The 18,162-nt window shown below is 38.9% G+C and carries 20 protein-coding genes; 13 read left to right on the top strand and 7 right to left on the bottom strand.

Annotated features, from left to right (window positions below):
* Positions 1 to 39 precede the first annotated feature (39 nt).
* From FAY30_RS03250 to FAY30_RS03240, 3 genes are all read right to left on the bottom strand, one after another.
* Positions 40 to 810, bottom strand: coding sequence for a TPM domain-containing protein (locus FAY30_RS03250; protein WP_149868548.1), 771 nt, complete (start codon positions 808 to 810; stop codon positions 40 to 42).
* Entirely contained in the window at positions 810 to 1,325 is a 516-nt protein-coding gene (locus tag FAY30_RS03245; protein ID WP_411675483.1) for a LemA family protein, read from the bottom strand. The genes FAY30_RS03250 and FAY30_RS03245 overlap by 1 nt, the downstream gene beginning before the upstream one ends.
* 142 nt (positions 1,326 to 1,467) lie before the next feature.
* Complete coding sequence (locus tag FAY30_RS03240) at positions 1,468 to 2,223, bottom strand: NRDE family protein (protein ID WP_149868546.1); 756 nt, start codon at positions 2,221 to 2,223, stop codon at positions 1,468 to 1,470.
* A gap of 502 nt (positions 2,224 to 2,725) precedes the next feature.
* Between FAY30_RS03240 and FAY30_RS03235 the strand changes: the two genes are divergently transcribed.
* Positions 2,726 to 4,114: an N-acetylmuramoyl-L-alanine amidase gene (locus tag FAY30_RS03235; RefSeq protein ID WP_149868545.1), complete on the top strand. Its 1,389-nt coding sequence runs from the start codon at positions 2,726 to 2,728 to the stop codon at positions 4,112 to 4,114.
* Positions 4,115 to 4,224: 110 nt separating this feature from the next.
* Here the strand turns inward: FAY30_RS03235 and FAY30_RS03230 are convergent, their stop codons facing one another.
* Positions 4,225 to 5,166 (bottom strand): patatin-like phospholipase family protein, encoded by a 942-nt coding sequence (locus FAY30_RS03230; RefSeq protein ID WP_149868544.1) that lies wholly within the window; start codon positions 5,164 to 5,166, stop codon positions 4,225 to 4,227.
* A gap of 269 nt (positions 5,167 to 5,435) precedes the next feature.
* The gene (locus FAY30_RS03225; RefSeq protein WP_149868543.1) at positions 5,436 to 5,816 is read right to left on the bottom strand and encodes a DUF4183 domain-containing protein; all 381 of its coding nucleotides are present in this window, start codon (positions 5,814 to 5,816) and stop codon (positions 5,436 to 5,438) included.
* 152 nt (positions 5,817 to 5,968) lie between these two features.
* On the opposite strand from FAY30_RS03225, the gene FAY30_RS03220 reads away from it, so the two are divergent.
* The 12 genes from FAY30_RS03220 (at position 5,969) to pseI (ending at position 15,865) form a co-directional block, all read left to right on the top strand.
* Positions 5,969 to 6,313: a DUF4183 domain-containing protein gene (locus FAY30_RS03220; protein WP_149868542.1), complete on the top strand. Its 345-nt coding sequence runs from the start codon at positions 5,969 to 5,971 to the stop codon at positions 6,311 to 6,313.
* Between the two features lie 539 nt (positions 6,314 to 6,852).
* A complete protein-coding gene (locus FAY30_RS03215) occupies positions 6,853 to 7,713 on the top strand; it encodes an MSCRAMM family protein (RefSeq protein ID WP_149868541.1) in 861 nt (286 codons plus the stop codon).
* Positions 7,714 to 7,721: 8 nt separating this feature from the next.
* Positions 7,722 to 8,075, top strand: coding sequence for a hypothetical protein (locus FAY30_RS03210; RefSeq protein WP_149868540.1), 354 nt, complete (start codon positions 7,722 to 7,724; stop codon positions 8,073 to 8,075).
* A gap of 134 nt (positions 8,076 to 8,209) precedes the next feature.
* On the top strand, positions 8,210 to 8,497 hold the full coding sequence (locus FAY30_RS03205; protein ID WP_149868539.1) for a hypothetical protein: 288 nt from the start codon (positions 8,210 to 8,212) through the stop codon (positions 8,495 to 8,497).
* 79 nt (positions 8,498 to 8,576) lie between these two features.
* Positions 8,577 to 9,542 (top strand): CgeB family protein, encoded by a 966-nt coding sequence (locus FAY30_RS03200; RefSeq protein ID WP_149868538.1) that lies wholly within the window; start codon positions 8,577 to 8,579, stop codon positions 9,540 to 9,542.
* Positions 9,543 to 9,599: 57 nt separating this feature from the next.
* On the top strand, positions 9,600 to 10,598 hold the full coding sequence (pseB, locus tag FAY30_RS03195) for a UDP-N-acetylglucosamine 4,6-dehydratase (inverting) (protein WP_149868537.1): 999 nt from the start codon (positions 9,600 to 9,602) through the stop codon (positions 10,596 to 10,598).
* 1 nt (position 10,599) lies between these two features.
* Complete coding sequence (gene pseC, locus FAY30_RS03190; RefSeq protein ID WP_149868536.1) at positions 10,600 to 11,778, top strand: UDP-4-amino-4,6-dideoxy-N-acetyl-beta-L-altrosamine transaminase; 1,179 nt, start codon at positions 10,600 to 10,602, stop codon at positions 11,776 to 11,778.
* Between the two features lie 5 nt (positions 11,779 to 11,783).
* The gene (locus FAY30_RS03185) at positions 11,784 to 12,509 is read left to right on the top strand and encodes a cytidylyltransferase domain-containing protein (protein ID WP_149868535.1); all 726 of its coding nucleotides are present in this window, start codon (positions 11,784 to 11,786) and stop codon (positions 12,507 to 12,509) included.
* An 11-nt stretch (positions 12,510 to 12,520) separates the two neighbouring features.
* Positions 12,521 to 13,567 (top strand): UDP-2,4-diacetamido-2,4,6-trideoxy-beta-L-altropyranose hydrolase, encoded by a 1,047-nt coding sequence (pseG, locus tag FAY30_RS03180; RefSeq protein ID WP_149868534.1) that lies wholly within the window; start codon positions 12,521 to 12,523, stop codon positions 13,565 to 13,567.
* 13 nt (positions 13,568 to 13,580) lie between these two features.
* The gene (locus tag FAY30_RS03175; RefSeq protein WP_149868533.1) at positions 13,581 to 14,117 is read left to right on the top strand and encodes a GNAT family N-acetyltransferase; all 537 of its coding nucleotides are present in this window, start codon (positions 13,581 to 13,583) and stop codon (positions 14,115 to 14,117) included.
* Complete coding sequence (locus tag FAY30_RS03170) at positions 14,114 to 14,812, top strand: WbqC family protein (RefSeq protein ID WP_149868532.1); 699 nt, start codon at positions 14,114 to 14,116, stop codon at positions 14,810 to 14,812. The genes FAY30_RS03175 and FAY30_RS03170 overlap by 4 nt, the downstream gene beginning before the upstream one ends.
* Positions 14,813 to 15,865: a pseudaminic acid synthase gene (pseI, locus tag FAY30_RS03165; protein ID WP_149868531.1), complete on the top strand. Its 1,053-nt coding sequence runs from the start codon at positions 14,813 to 14,815 to the stop codon at positions 15,863 to 15,865.
* Positions 15,866 to 15,968: 103 nt separating this feature from the next.
* Here pseI and FAY30_RS03160 read toward each other — a convergent pair whose 3' ends face one another.
* Both FAY30_RS03160 and FAY30_RS03155 read right to left on the bottom strand, forming a co-directional pair.
* Positions 15,969 to 17,375, bottom strand: coding sequence for a CDP-glycerol glycerophosphotransferase family protein (locus FAY30_RS03160; RefSeq protein ID WP_190284799.1), 1,407 nt, complete (start codon positions 17,373 to 17,375; stop codon positions 15,969 to 15,971).
* Positions 17,372 to 18,151 carry a glycosyltransferase family 2 protein gene (locus tag FAY30_RS03155; RefSeq protein ID WP_149868529.1) on the bottom strand — a complete coding sequence of 260 codons (780 nt, stop codon included), beginning with the start codon at positions 18,149 to 18,151 and terminating at the stop codon, positions 17,372 to 17,374. Before FAY30_RS03155 ends, FAY30_RS03160 begins: the two co-directional genes overlap by 4 nt.
* Positions 18,152 to 18,162: the final 11 nt, after the last annotated feature.

Here is an 18,162-nt window from a genome sequence, read left to right as displayed (position 1 = left end):
AAAAGATGCCTCCCGATAATGGAAGAGCATCTTTTTACACTACCATCCCCGGCTGGCTCCGCCGCCTCCTGATGATCCGCCGCCGCCTCCGCGTGAACCACCACCACCGCCTCCTCTGCCACCACCACGAGTGATGATAGAAAGGAGGAGGTATGTAAGGGTGCCGCCGAAAAACTTAAAATCGAGAAATACGACCACCACCACAATAATGACAAGCAGCCAAGAAGGGATCCCTACCCCGCCCCCTTCGTCATTAGAGACCACCGGGCCTGGAGTCGGTGCTGTTTCTGCTCCACCCTCAATGCCGTACTCCGCGAAAACTTCGGAAGCAAGAGCCTTATAGGTTTCAGCAACTGCTTTATTCGTCTGCCCGCTTTTCAGATAGGGAATCGCATATTCATCAAGAATCCGGCCTGCCTTTCCATCCGGTATCCTGCCCTCGAGCCCATAGCCCACTTCAATTCTTGCTGCCCGTTCTTTCATCGCTAACACGAGCATTACGCCATTGTTTTCTTTTTTGCTTCCGATTCCGTATTGCCGAAAGGCCTCGTTGGCAAATTCCTCTATCGACCGGTCTCCAATTGTTTCAACTGTTAACACTGCCACTTGTGCTGTTGTTTGATCTTCAATACTTCTGCCTAAATGGATTAATTCCGCCCTTTCAGTATCAGTTAATACCGCGGCAAAATCCTGTACATAAATATCTCCTATAGGAGCAGGAATTTGGACATCCTCAGCAAGTGCCGTTGAAGCACACAGATACATAGTGAAAAACACCAAAATACAGCTGAAGACCCTATTCGTTTTCATTATCCATTGCCCCCAAAGTCAACCTTTGGTGCTTCTCCAGCTTTAGGGTCCGCTTTGAAATACTCTTTCTCATCAAACCCGGCGATCCGCGCAATAATGGATCCCGGCATCCGTTTCACCTTTTTGTTAAAAATCGCCACTTGATCATTATAATCTTTCCGGGCAACGGCAATTCGATTTTCCGTTCCGGCCAGTTCATCCATTAATTGCGTAAACTGCTGATCCGCCTTTAGGTTGGGATAATTCTCTACGACTACAAGCAGCCGGCTTAATGCGCCCGATAATTCTGCATTAGCAGTCGCTTCCTCCTGAGGCGTGTTTGCCCCGGCAAGCCTTGCCCGGGCATCAGAAATCGATGCAATGACTTCTTTTTCATGCGAAGCATACCCTTTGACGGTATTCACTAGGTTGGGGATTAAATCCAGTCGTCTTTGCAGTTGATTTTCGATTTGAGCATGTGACTGGTCTACGTTTTCTTCTAGATTGACAAAGCTGTTATAGCTGGACATGAACATGAGGCCGAAAATAACAATAATGGCGACCACGATTCCAATTCCTAACCATCCTCTTTTCAAACGTTTCACGCTCCCTTCTCACTTATAGTATATATCAACGCACTAATATCTTCCCTTTTTTCTCAGAAAGAAAACCTTTCTTTCAACTCATTAGGCGAAACTCCCGGTCCTCTGCCCCATCCACCGAAAAGACCCGTTCCACATATTGAATCTCTTCATCAGACATTAGAAGCACCGTCGAGCTTCTTGTCCCGTATTGCTCACTTTTTATAAAAAGCGGCGAAAGCATTCGTTCCCATTCCAGCGATACCCCTGTACTTGGCAGGGATTCATCCGGGGCGGGATCTGCATTTTTCAATAGGGAAAACAGCTGTTCAACCAATCCGTCCCTATTTCCACCGATAATGTCCGCCAAGCCTGTCTTTCCCTTTTTCACTTTTGGCCATTCCGTGTCTAATAAATGATTACTCACCCCGTAGATCCCCGGCTTCAGCTTTTGAAGCTCCCCTCCAACATTGGAATAATAGTACAGTTCATTTGCATCGCCTGATAATAAGTTATAGCCCGGATACTGATGCTTATTTATCTCTAGGGTATTCATATAATCAGCGATCTTTCCCTGATAGGCCAAGGCATCAGCCACCAGCTCGCCGCGTGAACGTTTTCCTTCTCTTTCCTCCAAAGGATCGCGATAATTAGTCAGGGCGGAAAAACGTCCAGTCTTTGTAACCCCCATCCAAGTACCCATTTTTTCTAAATCACGGCCGGCAAGAATTTCAGGCTGATCCAGCCAAAACTGTGCCGGAGCAGTGGGTCTTTGATGAAATTCATCCCGGTTAGCAGCAACAATCAGCTTATAAACAGGATGAACTTGATAAGCAAATAGGATTAAACACATCCACTCACACCGCCTTCATGGTCGTTATTTGCTATCCATTGTATCATGGCTTACAACCTTTGGGCGGCTACTCACGAAAGTTTAGTATCTAATCCTTTCATCGCTAAAAATCGGCAATAAGGAATCAGCCGTTTCCCTACATCAAACTCTCGGTTTTTTGAACCAGGTGATCTACCCCAATATCGATCCCCAGTTCAATCCATTTTCCCTGTTCATAATTGTGGCCACTCCAGATTTTTTTATCAAAATTGACATCATAAAGTAAAATAAATCCCTCCCATCTTAGATGGAATCCCATGTTTCAATGTTTGGGTGGAGCATGTTTCCTTCTATAAGGTAATCGATTCTGGCCAAAAGTCTTAAAAGTGTGCAATGGTCAAAGGCAAGGTTTAAATTCTTTCAATAAATATAATGTCACAATAATTTCCGTATTGGGAACTAGTCTACTCCATAAGTGCATTCCTTTCATATAATATAAAATAATTCATTTGGAGGGGATTGGATGAAACTTTATTTAGATCCTGGACACGGCGGCACGGATCCAGGTGCTTCTGCCAACGGATTAACCGAAAAGGAAATTACATTAGATATTGCCCTTAAAATTAACTCAATCTTGCACAACAATTATGAAAATATCGAGATAAAAATGAGTCGGACAAGCGATACTACGAAGAGTTTAAGCCAGCGAACTAATGAGGCAAATGTGTGGGGGGCAAATTATTATTTAGCAATTCATATTAATGCCGGGGGAGCAACTGGATACGAGGACTATATTTACAGCGGCTTATCCGACACTTCAACCACAGCGAACATTCAAAAGATTATTCATGCAGAAGTAGTTAAAACAAATCAACTCCGTGACCGTGGAAAGAAAAAGGCGAATTTTCACGTTCTTCGCGAGTCCACCATGCCAGCACTCTTATCGGAAAATGGCTTTATCGATAATGCACAAGATGCCAAATTAATGAAACAAGCTTCTTGGCGCCAAGTTGTAGCTCAAGCTCATGTAAATGGAATTGCTAAGGCATTTAACCTTAAGCAAAAATCATCGGGTTCTGTTCCCGGCTCGCTTTACAAGGTAATCGCTGGGTCGTTCAAATCCAAACAAAACGCAGACGATTGTGTCACTATATTAAAAACAAAAGGAATCGAATCATTTATCGTATCAACTATGATTTCTGGTGCGATTTGGTATCGTGTTCAAGTTGGGGCCTTTGAAAATCGTGAAAATGCAGAAAAAAGCTTGATTAGACTTCAAAATGCCGGTTTTACCGATGCCTTTATTGTTAGTGAAAACTCGAGTCGAGATAGCGGCACGAGTGGAAGTTTACCTGGTGGACAAGACAACCAACCGCCTATTCCCATCCCAACCGGGTTATCCATTCTTGGTCCAACTCTACTTTCTCCAGAGCTTATGAATGCATTTGTCAAAAAAATTAATCCGAGCGCTGTAGAAGTAGGTAACCATTATTTAACCTTCGGCGAGTATTACGGAATAAGGGGAGACGTAGCTTTTGCACAAGCTTTGCACGAAACAAACTATTTACGTTTTACAGGAATAGTAAAACCCGAACAAAACAACTTTGCCGGATTAGGTGCAACGGGGCAAGATAATTCAGGAGCCAGCTTTAAAACACCCGAGGAAGGCGTTCTTGCTCATCTCCAGCATTTATACGCTTACGCTGTAACAAACCCATTACCCGCAAAGTATCCTTTAGCTGATACCCGCTTTAATTTAGTGGCAAGAGGGTCTGCCCCAACTTGGATAGCCTTAAATGGAAAATGGGCTGTACCTGGCAGCAGCTACGGTCAATCAATAGTAGACTTATATGGAAAAATGATTGATTCATCAGTCCAAAATTTAGAGACAATACGTAAAGAGCTCCCCTAAGAATACCGAGGAAATCTTCTAGAAACAATCTGCTTGTTCGTTTCAGATATAAATTTATGGGGCGAATGTTAAAAACACTCGCTCCCTACAAGATTGGCCGTTATAACGGCTCATCTTGTTTCATTCTCGCATCCCAGAATCTTTACTTTTTGCATTCGTTTTTCCTTATATTGTTCAAAATCCCAGTTCGATAAAAATTTTTTTGCAGATGTATAGCCTGATTTATAGAGAAAATCCGTTTCTTCCTCGTCTAGTTCAAAATCAGTTGCAGTGATGTCGCCAGTTGGAATTTGTATGGTTCGTTCAAGAGTTTCTTCATTCATATACCGTAAGTCATGGGCTTGAAGCATCGTTTTAAATATATTTTTGAAAAGGTGAAGCGGTGTTGGGATTACCGCATCTATGTTCACTTTCTCTTTTACAAAATGGAAGCCAAAGGTTGGAAAACGAGGATTGTCTGCATCAAATATCCATATTGGAAAGTTACTAAGTAAACCACCATCTAAAATATAAGATTTGTTATAGTCCTTTGATTTCCAGATAACCGGACGGAAGAAAAATGGCAATGATGCACTCATCATTACTGCAGTCGAAACCTTTAAATCAGCAGGAATCATCCCATAGCGTTCCAAATCATCTGGCAATATGAGCATTTGCCCATTTGAAACATCAGAAGCAATGATCTTCAACTTTCCATCGGGAAGATCAGCAAATGTCTCAATACCTTTTACTGAAAGAAGTGAATCTATCCATGTTTCCAAATAATCGTTCTTATACATCCCGAGATGAATCATAAGTTCTAAAAGAATTCCGAAAATGGGAAATCGATTCAAGATTGACTTACTACGAAGCTTCGAAAAATCGATATCACCCATATGGACTCTAATTTCATCGCTTTTATAGCCACTTGCTAAAAGAGCAGCTATTACGGCTCCCGCAGATGTTCCAGCCAGTCTTTGCCATTCTACTTTTGCTTCTTCCATAGCTTGAACCGCTCCGATAAAGGCAATTCCCCTGACCCCGCCACCTTCAAAAACTGCATCTGCCTTCAATAATATCCACCTTTCGATAAGATATATCACTTATCGGCTATGATAGTTCAAAAAATCCGTGACCTCCCAATACAAGGATTCTACCGATTATTAAAACTTCCCTTAGCTTAAATTCATATAAAAGACATGTTACCCTTGTACGCATCATTTGTCATTTCAACCATATAAGTTCAGAAGCTGGCGAAAAATATATGTTTTTCCACCAGCTTTTTTTTTGACTATTGGTTCTAAGACATTGCCAGCCCGATAGTTCATACCAGGCAATAGGATTAAGTGATAACAGTTGTATCGCTGGATGGAGTGAAATTTGTAACAGCTAAAACAACAGGAGAATTTTGTTCAATGGTAGAGCCAGCAGGAACTGTAATAACTAATTGTCCTACACCCGTACCACCAGGAGTATAGGCTAATAAATCTTCCATTTGGAGAACACCATTAACATAAACATTAAAGTAACTATTATCGGTTGCTAGGGCAGGAAGAGTAGTAGCGGCTGCTCCTGTGTCATCCCAGAAATCACCAACAGCAATAGTTAAAGTCCCTGCTCCTGTTACAGTGGAAGCTGCTTCATTAAAGAATCTCTCCACAGTTGGAAACGTATCGATAGTTGTATTCGCCGTAATTGCAAGCTTCATAATTTTTAATGGCAATAAAAAAACCTCCTTTCCAAGTTATAGTTCATTCTATGTCATCAGAATTTTTGTGTATAGACAATAATACTGATCAAGTAACCAAGCACCAAAAAAGGAACAAACGATAAAATATTGAGTGGAAATATGAGGAATTGTAGGGGGAATGATTAATGAAAAAATATAACAGTATTCATAATTTAACTAAGCCATTTTTAATGATTCCAACCCTACCTACAGAAGTATTACGGTTTCGCCTCCCAAAGCAGGTTGAAGTCTTTGAGTATTACACAATCTCCGACGGATATTGCAGAATTTACAAAGAGGATGATGGAATGAAAGAATTAGGAAATCAAGTAATTCTGGATCCTTGTATGGTGTCTTACATGAACTTATTTATAAATGGTGTTTTACAGCCTAAGGAAAGCTATGAAGTACAAAGTGGAGTCATTATGTTAAAAACTGATGACACACCTCCAAAAGGGGCACCAGTAATACTTCAAATGTTCAAAGTATAAAAAATTATTATTCAATTCATGATGAGGAATATTTATTATCCCCACATTGTTCAATTTGGATAAAATGTATAAAGTTTTATTGTTTTACCTATATAATGGGCTAGAATAAAAAGGCTTTTCCAATCTTGGAATTGCCTTTTCCGTGAATTTATATTATTTGCGAAAAATATTGTAAATGGCCTGTCAATCAACTGAAATCAGCGAAAAAACAAGAGAATGAAAGAAGTAATGATGGAGGAAACCGCGGGTTTGGAAACGGAAAGATTCTTGTTTGAACTAATTCTGATGCAAAATGTGCAATATCTCCTGACCCAATATTTGGCCTTGGGTTTTGTTTGAGCTTATCCATCACCTCCTCTGATGTACCTATCTTATTGGGTGTTGATCATATAAATTGACTATTCGTTGATATATACGAAAAGAATAACACATTATTTCACTAGGGTCAGACAGATCCTAAATCATTATTATAACCTTGTCCACACCATCAATGCTCCCGTCTCATATACTATAACATCTTGTATGAAAGGAAGATGACGATGGCAATTATAGAACCATATAATTTACAGCCAAGTCCATTAATTACAATTAATGGACGGGATGAAGAGACAGCAGATTTCAATCTTCAAGCAAATCCAAATATAAATGCAGGTAATATCACCGGAACTGTCAGTCGCCCTGATGGAACGCCAATTCCCTTAGCTACTATAAAATTATTTACCTCCAATAACGTACCTTATGACCATATTAATAGTAATCCTGCCGGTAACTTTATTTTCCCTAGAGTTCCAGTGGGTTCATACTTTATCACAGCTTCAGAACCTACGTATCTGACTCCAAATCGTATCCCCATAACTGTCTTGTCAAATCGAAACACAACTGTCAATATTACAATGCAAACAGACCCTGACGGAACTAAAAATGCTATTTTTGGGATTGTAAAGGACGTAACAAATAATCAGCCCATTGCAGATGCAACAGTACAGCTTTTCAGTAATAATGGCAGCGGTCCAGTACTTGCAGGAACCGTAAGTACAAATGCTCAAGGTCAATATTTATTTGCCAATTTACTAGATGGAACTTACGAACTTGATGCTGCGAAGGCTGGTTATTTATCCAATCAAACAGTACCGTTAACTATAAGCGGAAGAGAGTTTGTCCCGAGTGATATTGGTATAGCTGTAGATCCTGATGCAAATACAGGAACAATCAGTGGTTTAGTAACAGATGGCAATTCCAACACACCCATCGCAAATGCCATTGTTGCACTATACTCGATCTCAAACGGCACAGAAAGTATCATTGAAATCACCAAAACAAATGTCGGTGGGTTATATTTATTTGGTGATATCCCTTCTGGAACGTACCGAGTCAAAGCTACTGTTCAAGTGGATAGTTAGGGGTTAGTATGATAAACGAAAAGTATAATTTAATATGCTGCCCGACTTTTTCTCTTTCGCCTGGGGAAGAAGTAGAGGTAAATTTGCAATTGGAACGAAAAACTCCGCCTGCCCTGGATGACTCTCTAACGGTAAAAATCAAAAGAAAAAAGAAGAAAATAATAGTTAAAGGCCGAAGCGAACCTTATGCAATAATAGAAATTAGCATAGGAGAGCGCAACCCTATCAAAACAACTTCGGATTGTATGGGATATTTTAAAGTAAGGATAAAAAAGCGCTTAAAGGGCGGAAAAAGACTAACAATCAAGATTATAGCCTTCCCTTCATGTTCTGTCCCAGAAACAGTAACGATTATTTTATGAAAGAATCGGGAAAAACTACCGTGTATATTGTATATATCGACTAATTATTTTTTTAAAATGATAATAGCCCTGTCCATTTATTATTTTTAGAATATACTATTCCGAATTTAATTAAAGAAAGGAGGAGTAGTCAAATGGGAAAAAAGAAGAATAAAAAAAAGGACAAGTCTTCCGGTAGGGAATTTTATAAAATCCTAAAGAAGCATGTCGGCGAAGAAATCACCTTTAGAACCAGATCAGGAGATGTTATAACAGGTGTATTGGGACATATTTCCAAGAATAGCTTATTGGAAATCGTTGAAGCAGAAATGCTAAGTCCGTTTATGTCAGAGCGAGTAAGGCATATCATGCTTGATGACATTGAAAGCTTTTCAGTCGAAATAACACCCGGCAATGGTGATGATGATGACGATGATGATTAGCTGATAAGTGGTGAAGACAGTTATTTACTGTCTTCACTTATAATATCCAAATACAAAGTTTAATAGGGTGTGAACAATATTGAAAATAGTATTTATTGCTTCCGGTTATTCAGGAATCTATCCCTATTTTGAACAGTCCATTCTACATGCATTCTCTCAGTTGAACCATCAAGTATTACAAATTAGTCCAAATTTTAACCTTCAGACGACGCAACAAATTGAACAGTACCATCCCGACTTCGTCTTATCCTTTGTCGGATATAAATTAGAACAACCATTTATACAATTTTTAAAGCAAAAAGGATATGTTCTTGGAGTTTGGTTAACCGAAGATCCCTTTTATATCGACGAGTCTGTTCGTTTGGCGGAAGCTTTCGACCTTATCTTTACCATCGATTTAGGGGCATTTGAATATTATCAGCAAACCCTCCCTGCCAAAAGTACTTATCATCTTCCACTAGGAGCAGATCCCAAGCTCTACTCACCACCTGATATACAAGGAAAAAACTATTTTGATATTTGTTTAATCGGCTATCCCTATCCTGAAAGAATTGAACTTGCACGCCACATTTTAGAACACACATCCTATACGATGATAATAGCTGGTCCTCTATGGAAAAAGTTTATTGGTAGTGAACATTTTAAAAGATTGAAACTAATCAATAAATGGGTAGAACCTACTATGGTCAAAGACATAATTCATTCCTCAAAAATAATCCTTAACCCGCACCGATCCTACAATTATCATCAAAATAAAAATACACTTGGTATTGCAAGCAAAAGTATTAACAATCGTACATTTGATATCGCTGCATGCAACGGCTTTCAGCTTTGTTCCAGTAAACCCGATTTGGCATTACATTTTGACCCTTTAAGCGAGGTTATTCCCTATACAACCAATGAAGAATGTATAAAATACATTCATCAATTTGTACATGATGAAACCACAAGAAACCAGTTTAGTTACAAAGCAAAGGAAAGAGTATTAACAAACCATACTTTTATGCATAGAATACAATTTATCCTTAAAACAATTATTAAATGAATAGAACACGCAGCCCTTTTAGATTGGAGTGTTGCAGATTATTGTAAAAGGAGGTTCATTAGTTTGTTTAATTTAAAAGGAAAAACCATCCTAGTCACCGGCGGAACAGGATCATTTGGACAAAGATTTATCAGGAAAGTTCTTACTTTGGATGTAAAGAAAGTCATTGTTTTCAGTCGTGATGAATTAAAACAATATGAAATGGCACAAGATTTCTCTGACCCCCGCATTCGCTTCTTTATTGGAGATGTGCGCGATAAAGACAGATTAATCCGAGCATTTGACGGTGTTGATATTGTGATCCACGCCGCCGCCTTAAAACATGTTGGTGCATGTGAATATAATCCGTTCGAAGCCATCAAAACCAATATCCACGGTGCGCAAAATATCATCGAAGCCGCCTTAGATAAAGGCGTGGAGAAAGTAATTGCTCTAAGTACGGATAAAGCTGCAAGCCCTGTAAATCTATACGGGGCAACAAAATTGGCATCAGATAAATTATTTGTTGCTGCTAACTCCTATGCCGGAATGAAAAAGACTCGCTTTGCCGTCGTTCGTTACGGAAATGTGGTTGGAAGCCGCGGCAGTGTCGTTCCATTTTTTAAAAAGGTGAAGGAAACCGGAACGATCCCAATTACAGATGAACGGATGACCCGTTTCTGGATTACATTGGATCAAGGAGTGCAGTTTGTGATTGACAACCTTGGCAGAATGAAAGGCGGGGAAATTTTCGTTCCGAAAATACCTAGTATGAAAGTTACGGATCTAGCCAGTGCAATTGCACCGGAATGCAAAGTAGAAGTGATTGGCATTCGTCCCGGTGAGAAATTACACGAAGCCATGATTACAGAGGACGATGCAAGGCGTACCTTGGACTTTGGCACATATTATGTGATACAGCCGGAATTTCCATGGTGGGCTCAAGAAGGTGCAAATGGCGGAAAACCATTACCAGAGGGCTTTAGTTATGTGAGTAACACCAATGTTCAATGGCTTTCTATTGATGAGTTAAGAGAGCTGGTTAAGGACGACCAACCAACCAGGAAGGAAGGGTAACGTGAATCAGAAGCCAATTAGAGACACCTATCTTCCGTATGGCCGCCAGTGGATTGATAATGACGATATTGAAGCGGTCGTTGAAGTATTAAAAGGCGACTTTCTAACCACAGGTCCCTTTGTTTACAAGTTTGAAGAAGCAATTGCTGATTATGTTGGTGCCAAATATGCTGTTAGTTTCGCAAATGGAACGGCAGCATTACATGGCGCATGCTTTGCCGCAGGGATTACAGCAGGAGATGAAGTGATCACAACCCCCTTGACATTTGCAGCAAGTGCAAATTGTATTTTATATCAAGGTGGTACTCCTGTATTTGCTGATATCAATGAGAAAACATACAATATCGACCCAAAAGAAATTGAAAAATGTATCAGACCGAGAACAAAAGCAATCATCCCTGTTGATTTCACCGGGCAACCAGCCTGTTTGGACGAAATCGGCGAAATTGCTAAAAAACATAATTTAGTTGTAATCGAAGATGCTGCTCACGCTTTAGGCGCCACATACAGAGGTAAAAAAATAGGTTCCATCAGCGACATGACCATGTTTAGCTTTCATCCCGTCAAACATATTACAACGGGTGAAGGGGGAATGATTACTACTAACAACAAAGATTATTATGAAAAATTACTGCAGTTCCGTACTCATGGCATTACTCGTGATCCTGGTAAATTACTGAATAATCACGGTCCATGGTATTATGAAATGCAGTTTCTTGGCTTTAATTATCGGTTAACTGACATACAAGCTGCATTAGGGATAAGCCAATTACAAAAGATTGACCAATTTATTGAGAGAAGAACAAAATATGCCGCCATGTATACAGAAGCTTTTATTAATATCCCAGAAATTATCACTCCTTTTCAGGATTCGGATGGGGTGTCAAGCTGGCATCTTTATGTAATACAACTTGATTTAACGCGGCTGTCCACTGATAGAGCAGAAATCTATCGAACTTTACTGGACCATAATATTGGGGTTAATGTTCATTACCTGCCCATTCATCTTCTTCCATACTACAAGGAATTAGGCTTCAAGCATGGAGATTTACCAATTTCAGAGTTTCTATATGAGGCCATATTGACTCTCCCTTTATTTCCCCTTATGAATGAAACAGATGTAGAAGATGTAATTCGAGCTGTGAAAGAAACGATTACCCTTTATTCAAAAGGGGTGTAATTAATATGAAGATTGGTGCCATTATTCAGGCAAGAATGGGTTCAACAAGACTGCCTGGGAAAATATTAAAGAAAGTGCTTGGAAAAACGCTATTAGAATATCAAATTGAACGAGTAAAACGTTCGAAGCTGATAAATGAAATCGTTATAGCCACCACCATATCAGATAATGACACTCCCATTGTGGAACTATGTGAATCACTAGGAATATCCTATTATCGCGGCTCTGAGGACGATGTGCTTTCTCGTTATTATGAAGCTGCAAATGAATTTTCATTTGAGACCATTATTAGATTAACTTCAGATTGTCCCCTTATTGATCATGAAATCATCGATCAAACCATTGAACTTTATTTGAGTAACCAATTTGACTATACAGCCAACATTATTAATAGGAAATTCCCTCGTGGGCTTGATGTGGAAGTCTTTTCTAAAGAGACATTAAAGAAACTTCACGAAACCGCTCGTAAACATGGTCATCGAGAACATGTTACCACATTTATATTTGATCATCAGGAGTTATTCAAAATGGGCTCTTTGGAAGCTGCCGAGGATTTTAGTCATTTGCGCTGGACAGTAGACACAATAGAAGACTTTTTATTAATTGAAAAGATCCTTACGGCCATTTATCCCGTTCACCCTACATTTTTAACAAAAGATGTAATCGAACTATTAAATAGAAACAAAGACTGGATGTTATTAAACTCAGCGATTCAACAAAAAAAATATTAAGAGGGAGTAATATGAACATTTGTTTTCGAGTAGATTCATCAACGAAAATCGGAACTGGTCATGTTGTAAGGTGCTTAACGTTGGCGGACGAATTATCGAAAAACGGCCACAATATCACGTTTATTTGCCGAAGACTTACAGGCCATTCTGTTCATTTAATCAATAATAAATGTTATGCCTCCCACCTCCTTCACTATAGAGAGGACCAAGAAAACTTTCAATGGAAAATCGATGCCGATGAGACCATCACTATTCTTACAGAAACATTAGCTCCCATTGATTGGCTTATTATTGATCATTATGAAATTAGTAAGGAGTGGGAAGCCTCTCTTCTTCCTTATGTCAAAAAGATTATGGTGATCGATGATTTAGCCAACCGAGAACATGTCTGTGACATGATAGTAGATCAAACGTTCGGTGAAACAGGAGAACGTTACCAAGGATTATTGCCTTCGAGTTGCATAGGTTTATTTGGATTAGATTTTGCTATTTTACGCCCACAATTTAGGGAACACAGAAAAAATAGCTTTCACATCAATAACAACCTTATTACCATTCATGTTTTTTTTGGTGGCAATGACTATAAAGGCCATACTGGAAAGTTTAGTAACCTGATTTTAAAACATTTCCCAAAGCTTTTTGTAAAAGCAGTAATCGGTGAAAATTATTTGAACATAGACTCTATACACGAACTGTCTAAAAAATACGGAAACAGGTTCCAATGGAAACAAAACATTGAAAATATGGCTGAATATATGGCTGAGTGTGATCTAGCTATTGGTGCAGCTGGATCAACCACATGGGAAAGAGCCTGTGTTGGATTGCCGGCTGCATATCTATCAATCAACAGCAATCAAATTAAGATACTCGAAACCTTAGAAAAAAGGGGATTTTGCCGATACTTTGGTGATGCTGATACGTTGGAGGAAAATCAATTTATCATTCAAACCCAAAGATTTATTAGTGATAAAAACCTAACAAATGCAATGTATCAAAAGTGTATCCAATCTGTCGATGGTTTCGGAACAAAAAGAATTTTCGAATCATTGATTTCATAAGAGGTTGATAACCATGAATATTTGTCTATTTCATAAAAATTGCCGGCTTATCCCATACGCTGAATGCCACCACCAGCAAACTGTTGAGTGGCTAAATAACCCGGTGGTATTCAAAAGTTTTGGGCTTACTAAAAAAGTCACTATTGAATCGCATCGTCAATGGATAAAATCATTGAATCAAACCCTTATTTGGGCAATTTTCGATTCAACCAACATCTATTGTGGAAACATCCTTTTATTCATCAATCCTCAACATTATTCTGCATTTTTCCAATTATATATCGGGAGAGATGATGTAAGGGGTAAAGGGATTGGTTATTCCTCTTTGGCAGCTGTCGTCCAATATGCCTTCGACTGTCTCAAACTCAATCGAATCTGGCTGCAGGTCTTCCCTGATAACATCTATGCGATTAAACTGTATAAAAAAATCGGGTTTGTGCAAGAAGGAATTGAAAAACAATCGAATTACTTTGAAGGACACTTTCGGGATCAATTAAGATTCTCACTATTGAAAGAGGATTGGAAGAAGAATAAAGGAGAATTGCTATGAAAATTGCCATTATGCAGCCAACCTATCTGCCATGGGCGGGGTACTTTCACATGATGTCCAATACAGATTTTTTTATTTTTCTTGACGATGTTCAATTTTCTAAAGGCTCCTGGCAGCAAAGGAATAAAATTTTACTCAAAGACCAAGCGAAATATCTAACCATCCCAGTATTAACTGGTGGAGAGAAGCAACAATTGATTAAGGATGTCAAAACAGACCTCACCAAGTTGTGGAAAAAAAAACACCTGCTAACGCTTCAGCAAACCTATGGAAAACACCCCTATTTTCATGAAATCAAAGACCTCCTTAACCATTTCTACCAAAATGATACGCTATTATTAGCCGATTTTACCATGGCCTTAACGAAGGAAATAGCCCAATTGCTTGGGATCCGCACAAATATCAGGAAGAGCAGTGAACTGCCGGTATCTGGCCGGAAGTCTGAGTATCTCATAAACGTTTGTCATTATTTAGGGGCAGAAGTCTATTTGAGTGCAAGAGGTTCCAAGGACTATATTGAACAAGAAGGGCTTTTTTCTAAAAGTAATATAAAGGTAGAATATCATGATTATATTCCTGGCCAGTACACTCAAAAACATCACGAGGGGTTTATCTCTCATTTATCCATTATCGATGTTCTTGCAAATCTAGGAATCCATAAGACCAGAGAATATATTTTGGAAGGGAATAATTGAATGGATATCAAAATCGGGAACTATATTATAGGAAAAGACCATCGGCCATTTGTAATTGCCGAAATGTCAGGAAACCATAATCAGTCCTTAGAAAGAGCCTTGAAAATTGTAGAGGAAGCTGCTAAAACGGGCGCACATGCTTTAAAAATCCAAACCTACACCCCCGACACCATGACCTTAAATGTGAATGGTGAGGGTTTTGATATAAAGGACGAAGGAAACTTGTGGGAAGGAAGGAACTTATATGAATTATACCAAGAGGCCTATACACCATGGGAATGGCACAAGACTCTGTTTGATCGGGCACAAGAACTTGGAATGCTCGCCTTTAGTACCCCGTTTGATGAAACAGCTGTCGATTTCTTAGAAACATTAAACGTACCTATGTATAAAATTGCCTCGTTTGAGAATAACGATTTGCCACTGATCAAAAAAGTTGCTGCAACAGGGAAACCGATGATTATTTCAACAGGAATGGCCTCTCTAGAGGAATTGGAAGAAACGGTGAAAACCGCAAGGGAAGCAGGATGCCGCGACTTAATATTATTAAAATGCACCAGCACCTACCCTGCAACTCCAGAAAATACAAATATTTTAACCATCCCCCACTTACAGCAATTATTTAACTGCCAAGTTGGAATCTCTGACCATACAATGGGAATTGGCGTTTCTCTAGCAAGTGTGGCGTTAGGTGCTACAGTAATTGAAAAACATTTTACAATTCTTAGGTCTGATGGCGGCGTTGATTCTGCCTTTTCAATGGAACCGTCAGAAATGAAAGCTTTAGTGGCAGAGTCGGAACGTGCATGGCAGTCCCTCGGACAAATAACTTACGGTCCAACAGAAGAAGAAAAAAAGTCATTAAAATACAGAAGATCCATTTATATTGCGAAAGATCTCCAAGCAGGGGATACGTTAACAAAAGAGAATCTAAAAATTATACGTCCAGGATATGGTCTAGCTCCTAAATTCTATGAAGAATTATTAGGAAAACAGGTACAAGTAAGCATTAAAGCAGGAACTCCTGCCGACTGGAGCATGCTGTCACAGTAAAAAAAAGTAAGATATCTCCTCCTTCCGAAGTGATATCTTACTATTTTTTTATTCATTTGAGGTTCACTTAAACGGTAAAGAGACTTTAAGAAAAAGAGGAAATTCATGCTTGAAGCTCATTCAGGTGGGCAAGTAATTTTTTTCCTGAAGTTCCATCATTATAAGAACAAGACGCATATTCGCTTCTAATTCTTTGATAGTCTTCTTTTTTTTCATTCGTGGAAAAAAATTGATCAATGACTTCAGTTAATCGATCAGGACCTGTTTGTAAAAATTCTCCTAGCTTTTCATAATAATCATACGATCGATTACTGATTACAAAGTCAAATATAAACACTGGTTTACTAAATAAAATACTTTCTAACACGACTGTTGATAATGAGGCAACTACTCCATCAACCTGGGAAATTAGATCATATAAGTAATTCTCTCGCGATGTAAACACTTGAACCGTTTTATATTTCTTTTCAAGTTCAAAATATATACCGCACTTTCCCTTTCCTACCTCCCATGGATGTGGCTTTATTATGATTTGATAACTGGTGTTAGCTAGAATATTTCTCATCAGCCGCAAAAATTTCTCAGGTTCTATATTAGGTCCAGTAATGACTAATAAAGTCTGTTTGGCTGGATCAAGATTGAATCGCTTATAAAAGCTTTTTTTCTTCCCTCTGGTTTTAGTAAATATTTCGTCATATTTCGGATGACCAATTTCAGCGATACGCTCTTGCGGCACTCCTCTTTGTAAATACCAGTTTTTTTCATACTCTCCATATACGGCAACAGTAGTGGTAAATACCGGCATAAAAGCTTCTTCCCCCATTAATGCCCCATGCTGCAGACATACACTTTTGATGCCGTGAATGGTGCCAACAATAGCTAGTACTCTGCTTACCACATCTTCCGTCGTACCAACCACGATAGCTGAGATGTTTACGTGTTCAAAGAAATGACATACTGTACTTATCGTTTTCACGATCAAGGGTATCCGTTTAAGGAAGGTCTGTTGAAAGAATTCATTGCTAAATACCGGATGGTCATGTAATTTCTTAAATATAGTCTCCGCATTTTTGACAAGCTGAATCGAAATAAGGTCATTGGACTGTTCGTATTTATGGAGTGTCTCAACTGGAATTCCATAAAGATGTGTTTTCGCAGACCGAGAAAGAATAATCGTCTGTTTCGGATCAAATAAGGTTTTATAACATGACTCGGGAATACGCGTATAGTCATAGTTGATCAGGACTTTTCCACCCTTCACCCCGTCCGTATGGGTTAATCTCGTATCCCCAAGCCATTTATCAAAATAGGGTTGAATCATTTCTTTTTTCAGTTCATATCGACTTTCATTAGTAAAATCTTCAGCTTCCATTTTTCTTTTAAGCTCTGAATCAAAATGCTGATAAAAATTTGTTACAATGGCGATAGGAATATTGTTAAATTTAAAATTTTTGAAGGTTTCCAAAAACTCGCGATAGATGTTCCAATAGTTTGCTAAATAATGACTCAATGCGGATTCCCCCGTTTCAATGCCCTCAGGGATTCTCGCAGTTCCTTGCATGTTCGCTGGGGGGGTAATTTTTGAGCAAATTCACTTGGCTTTTCATGGAAAATTTGCGTATGAATTGATTTCGGGGTAATGTAATTAAAATCTAATACTTCATTAAGGGGATAAAATGGCCAATAGTGATTTAATTTCCAGAAGAATCGAGCGTCGCCGATCCGATAAAATTGTGGATCTTCATCCCAATTTGCGCCAAAGGTTTTTGTAATCACAGGTAAAACATCTCTACGATGCATAATCGAACAATGGTCTATCACACACGATGCCAGCCAAGATAGACTCTTAGCAGGTCTGATAACCGAATGCGTACTTTCCCCCTTATCATTCAAATAGATCGTTTCCGATGCTGAATAAACGACCATAACCTTTGGATGCCGATCTAAGTAATCAACCATTTTCTTTATTTTTTTCTTATGGAACACATTGTCATCGGTTGCATACGTAATATATTCTCCTTGTGCTAAATCAAGTGCTTGATTAATGAGAACGGCATATCTTGTTTTTGCTACTCTTTCATCAATAGTTTTAATATCACTCTTAAAAAATTTCACTCTAGTATCTTTTAAAAAGGGTTGGATCTCTCTTAGCGTTGCTTCATTTGAGTTATCATCCATGATAAATAACTCGAAGTCATCATAACTTTGGTCCAATATGGCACGAATTGACTTCGCGACATATTCCTGTTTATTAAAACTAGTTAATATGATAGAAACCTTCGGCACAATCACACCCC

The organism is Bacillus sp. S3 (assembly GCF_005154805.1).
GTDB lineage: Bacteria > Bacillota > Bacilli > Bacillales > Cytobacillaceae > Neobacillus.
This window is presented reverse-complemented; position numbering and strand designations above follow the sequence as displayed.